The organism is Mesorhizobium sp. M5C.F.Ca.IN.020.29.1.1 (assembly GCF_003997375.1).
Classification (GTDB): domain Bacteria; phylum Pseudomonadota; class Alphaproteobacteria; order Rhizobiales; family Rhizobiaceae; genus Mesorhizobium; species Mesorhizobium wenxiniae.
In genome coordinates this window covers 1-5,190 of record NZ_RZSW01000457.1, presented here as the reverse complement: position 1 = coordinate 5,190, position 5,190 = coordinate 1, and the positions used below count along the sequence as shown (strand labels likewise).

General features: G+C 59.4%; 6 protein-coding genes. All 6 read right to left on the bottom strand.

From position 1 onward, the window contains the following. A partial coding sequence (locus EOA85_RS26980) for a polysaccharide biosynthesis/export family protein (RefSeq protein ID WP_245486036.1) occupies positions 1-296 on the bottom strand: 296 nt, incomplete at its 3' end. A gap of 47 nt (positions 297-343) precedes the next feature. Beyond that, positions 344-1,153, bottom strand: coding sequence for a CpsB/CapC family capsule biosynthesis tyrosine phosphatase (locus tag EOA85_RS26975; RefSeq protein ID WP_127211798.1), 810 nt, complete (start codon positions 1,151-1,153; stop codon positions 344-346). Positions 1,154-1,279: 126 nt separating this feature from the next. Next, positions 1,280-1,444, bottom strand: coding sequence for a hypothetical protein (locus EOA85_RS37740; RefSeq protein WP_164759904.1), 165 nt, complete (start codon positions 1,442-1,444; stop codon positions 1,280-1,282). Positions 1,445-1,542: 98 nt separating this feature from the next. Beyond that, positions 1,543-2,043 (bottom strand): hypothetical protein, encoded by a 501-nt coding sequence (locus EOA85_RS26970; protein ID WP_245486034.1) that lies wholly within the window; start codon positions 2,041-2,043, stop codon positions 1,543-1,545. 371 nt (positions 2,044-2,414) lie between these two features. Beyond that, positions 2,415-2,888 carry a hypothetical protein gene (locus EOA85_RS26960; RefSeq protein ID WP_127211795.1) on the bottom strand — a complete coding sequence of 158 codons (474 nt, stop codon included), beginning with the start codon at positions 2,886-2,888 and terminating at the stop codon, positions 2,415-2,417. Between the two features lie 175 nt (positions 2,889-3,063). Then, positions 3,064-5,190, bottom strand: a 2,127-nt coding sequence (locus tag EOA85_RS26955; protein WP_127211794.1) for an AGE family epimerase/isomerase, incomplete at its 5' end; no start/stop codon positions are given.

The following is a 5,190-nucleotide window of genomic DNA, read 5'->3' as shown; positions in this document are numbered from 1 at the left end:
GTGACGGTCCCGATAAGGGGAAGCGAAATCTGCCCGCCGGCATCGACTTGAACGATTCTGTTCAGATTGTCGACCTGGAACACATTCACCTCGAGCACATCGTTCGGCGACAAAGGCTGCTCATTGCCGTTCTGGGTATTTTGCGGCGCAGGCAGTTCCTTTACGACCTGCAGGGCGCCGCCGCCCGAGAGCGGCGCCGACGATGACGTCAGTTGCAGCGCATCGACCGAAGTCGGCGAAGACGATGTCGTCGACGAGGTGCTGGTGCAGGCAGATATTGCGAGTGAACCGAGCAAGACACATATCGTGCCCGTATAGCTTTTTGCGAAATGAAAAACGTCCATCACGCGGTCCCGCCCTTCAACAAACGACCCAATCCTGCAAAGCGACCAACGTTGCCGGGGCCAGGCTTCTTCGAGCGTGCCTTTCCAACCGGCTCGAGAGGCCGGTTCGCCAATATTTCGCCTGGACGTTTCAACACCATATTGCGGGCCTCATCTTCCCCACATCGCTTCGCGGCAACGGCGACTGCCTGCGAAAGCCCTGGCGGCCGACGGGTGGCGCCATGGGTGTCCGATGCGATAATATCTACCCTGCCCTCGTCAATCAGCTTTTCCGAATAGTAAAGCGCCGTGCGCCCAAAAGCACCAACAATCGAGTCTGCGGTAAGCTGAACAAGGCAGCCGATCGCATTCAACCTCTCGACAACGTCGTAATTTGCCTTGATCCAGGTTAACCGCTCAGGATGGGTAAGAATCGGAATGAACCCGGCGTTTATGAGGCGCAGAGCAAGCTCCTCCAGTCTTGGGGGTAAAACGTGATGCGGCGGTTCGAAGAGAAAATAACGAGATCTGTTCAAGGTCGGCACGCTACCTTGCGCCAATTGCTCCGGAAGATCCGGCGCTATATGCACGTCGGCCCCAACGTAAAGAGCAAGCGGGATTGCCGCGCGGCGTAGCGCCTGCTCCAAACCTTGAACTGCTCGGGCAATATTTGCTGATCCGTTTTCGTACATGCCCGGCACGATATGCGGCGTACACGCCATATGCGTCGTTCCATCTGCCACCGCCAGCCGCGCCATTTCCAGCGATTCAGCAAGACTGGGCGAGCCGTCATCAAGACCGGGCAAGATGTGGGAATGCAGGTCGATCATTGGCGTTTGTGGCCGCACTGAAGCAACGTGACGACTTCTCCCCGATAATAGGCAAATGCGCCACCCGCACGATAGCGAATGACGCATCTATCAAGCTCATGCAATGCAGTAGATGCCAGATCCAAGCTATTCGCCGACAGCGCTGTCGTCATTCTGCAAGCTGATAACCAGCACTGCCGCGCCACCTGTCACAGCACCACCCAGCGGCGCGAGACGAACTCGCCCAGCACGAAGCGCATTCAGTTTCAACTCAAGGAATAAAGCGGTATTGTTAATGAATCCCATCAACATCTCCGGCTCCAGCCAGCGCGCCAAAGCTAAGGCACAGAGGCACCGGCGACAGAATTCGCAGAGGCAGTCACCCGCCTCTGCTATGTCATCTACTGAGCCTAAGGGCTAACGCCGCCGTTGCCGTCGCCATCATCCTGCGTTGCGGCAAGAATACCGGCCGCACCAGCCATGCCCCCAAAAATATAGAGCGGGGTGTTGGACTGGTTGGACTGGTTGCCACCCGGGGGAATCTGACCCGTATGCTCGGAGCTAACGGCGGCAGCCGTCTGCTCGGAGCCGACAACTTTCAGGCAGATATTGTTCTCGATACGAGAAATGTCGAGGCTTGAGTTCGCAGGCACATCCAGGTTGCAGCCACCGACATTGACGGAAGCCGATCCCCTGGCACCGACCACTACGCGGCTGCCGAAATCCAGAGCATTTCCCGACTTGGCCGGGGCATAGCCAGCGGCTTGCGAAACCATTACGTCGCCATTGGCGTGCCCGATGGAACCAATCGAATTCGCCGCTGCCTGATAGGGTGTCGTACAGGTGCATGACGTGTCCTGAGCGAAAGACGAAACCGGGCCGAAGCCGATCGAGGCGACAAATCCGGCCAACGCAATTTTTACAGTAAGGTTCATTCGTTTCGATCCTTTTTTCCCGCCGTACCTCGGCCCCGCCCAAGCACTAAGGTATTGAGTAAGCGCCTAACAGCTTTCTGCTTTGATTCCAACCTGTTTCGCATTTGCGAAATGACTTTTTGGTTTCCGCTGTGTTTCATTGGACACACTCACTTGGCAGATTTGAATCTTCCATTTTCGCGCCGCCCCCGCTGGAAATTGTAGGAAAGGCAAGTTTATTTCGCGGCCTTTGATGGCCGCCATCACGCCGATGCTTGGTACAGGGATTGTGGCCAACTCTGTTTTACGTGGGGCGTTATCGCACATTCTGTCTTTCGTTTTATGACAGGCAGCTGGCGAGCCGTGAGCTACGAACCTGATAGGCAAGATTTGTAGGTCGAACCGGCCTGCGCTGGCTGTCCGCACAAGATGCCATTCTCGGCAAGTTTCGCCGCTAAATCCATGCCATCGGACGTGAGGCACTGCACAACGATGGCATCACCAAACTTTGAGGCGACATTGCCGTCGCAAGGTGTCCCCGTGCCGACCGGCTTGCAGGTCAGAGCGAGCCCTTGGTAATCCCGGCGCGCTGCCTCCGTTACCATGGCACGCATGGATCCTGGCTTGGTAAACGCCACGCCGCACAGCATAATCTTGCGGCCGGCGACGCGAAGATCATCGACCGCCTGGACGAAAAGCTTGCCCTCAAACGGCTCAAGTGCCGCTTGTCGCTTTGGGGGTTGCGGACGAACAGGCGTCCCTTTTTCCACGATAATGACAAAGAAGCCAACCGCAAACGCCAAGGCAACAAATGCAAGCAAGCCTATATTCTTGAGCGACAATATCCTACTCCGCGATGGCCAAGTACGCATCTCTATCGCCAACGGAAACGCCCGCGCAACCACACCGTTTGTTTGGTCGCATCGATAGCGGCTGATGGGCCCAAAAAACCGATGTTTGGCTCGAAAGACAACAGACCGATTTCAATCGAAGAGACTTCCTATTCTGCCAGCCGCTCTATCGAGATTTGCCGATGGTGCCGTCGAGATACTGGGTCAGCGCACAGACCAGATGGTAAAAGATACTTGCCGGCACATCGGTCGCCAGCGAGCGGCCACGTTCGTCGATCCGGTCTATCCACAGGCCAAGCGGTGCCGGGTCGATGTGCCAACGGAACAGGCGACCGACACGCGCTTCGATCTCGGGCTTGAGGTCAGGTCCGCCTGAACCGTCCAGCGCAATCGCCGCCTTGATCGCTTCCGCCTGTGGCCAACTGCGTGAGACACGGTCGAGCGGCAGACCTTGCCGCGAGACGGCACCATAGGCAAGGCCAGTGGCGCGATTGAGGCCGTTGGCGATGGCTGAGGCATAGAGCTTTCTGGCAAAGCCGGTCAGTTCACTCTGGCCGCTGCGCCCGGCAAAGTCGACCAGCAGCGAGGCCCATTCGAAATGGTGGCCGGGTTCCGTCCATGTACCCTTCTCGCCCTCCGCCGGTCTCCACTCGGCATCGAAATATTCGCCCAGCGTCCAGCTTTCCGGATCGAAGAAGTGGCTGCGAAACAGATCGACGATGCGCGCGGCGCGGCGAAGATAGGCGAGCTCGCCGGTCGCTTGATGCCAGGCCAGAAAAGCCTCGAGCAGATGCATATGCGGGTTGGAACGCCGGTCGCCCGCGCCGCTCGACGTTTCGAGAAAGCCGGTCATGCGGTGATCCTCGAGATGCTCGTCGAGAAACGAAAACGTTTCTTCGGCAAGCCGTAATGCATCAGGATTGCCGACCATATGAGCATGCGCCAGCGCCAGGAGCACGCAGGAATGATCATAGGCATCCTCGGCGGCGTCGGCGACCGTGCCGTTGACATTGAGCGTGCGCACCCAGCCGCCATTGTCGGTGCGGCCGTTTCTGGCCATGAATTCGAGGCCGTGGCTTATCAACCGGTCGGCAGGCCCGTCCCAGCCGCGCGCCTTGGCGACAGCGAAGGCGTAGACTTGCCTGGCCATGGTGCGCATGCGCTTGGGCTTCATCAGCGGTGTGGCGTCAAAGCCGAGCGCCTCGTGGAAACCGCCATGGCGCTCATCGACCCCGACCGTGGACCACAGCGGCACCGTCTCTTCAAACAGCCAGTGGTGCACACGGCGGCGCCAGGCGCCGCTTTCGATCACGCGGTCGGCGGCGGGCGTGAACCTGGTTTCCAGCCGACCGCTCTTTTCGAGCTGCTCGACGATCTTCTTGACGTTCTGGCTGCGGCTGACCGGGGCGACGAAGGTGGCATCGGCGGTCGAGACGACGGCAACGTCCTTCAAGCCGATGGCCGAGAGCAAGCGACTGTCGCTGCGGATGTAGGAGTTCTCGCAGTCGATGGCGACGACATCGCCGACGATGACATTGCCGTCATTGTCGGACGGGCCAACATCGAGCAACGACTGCCAGGAACCGAGATCGTTCCAGCGGAAGCCGGCCGGCACCATGGCGATGTGGCTGGCGCGCTCCATGATCGCATAGTCGATCGACGTCGAGGGAATGGCGGCGTAGAGCTCCAGAGGCATATACAGACCGGAAAGATCTGATGTCGCGGCCTCGTAGGCAATCTCGGTGGCCTGCCATATCTCCGGCTCGAAAGCCGCGAAGGCGTCGCGCATGGCGCTGGCGCGAAACAGGAAGATGCCGGTGTTCCAGTAGAAATTACCTGCAGCCAGGTAATTCTGCGCGGTCGCGAGGTCCGGTTTCTCGACAAAACGCGAGACATCGCAGATGCCATCCCTCTCGCCGGCGATCTCGATATAGCCGTAACCGGTCTCGGGGTGGCCAGGCTTGATGCCGAATACCACCAGCCGGCCCGCACGCGCCGCGCCGGTGCCGTTTTCCACGCTCTGCCAGAATTGCCGTGCAGTCGTGATCTCATGATCGGACGGCACCACCAGCACCAGGCTGTCGCCATATTCGGACAAGGTGCGCAGGGTCGCCAAGGCAACGGCGGCGGCAGTGTTGCGGCCGGTCGGCTCGAACAAGGGGCCGCCACCGGAAAGGTCGAGGCCGGCGAGATCGGCGTGGACGCGGTCGGCGTGCCGCTCCGAGGCAATCAGGAAAATCGGCGTTTCGCCATCCGGCCGCGCCGTTAGCCGGCGCAACGTCTTGGCCAGCAT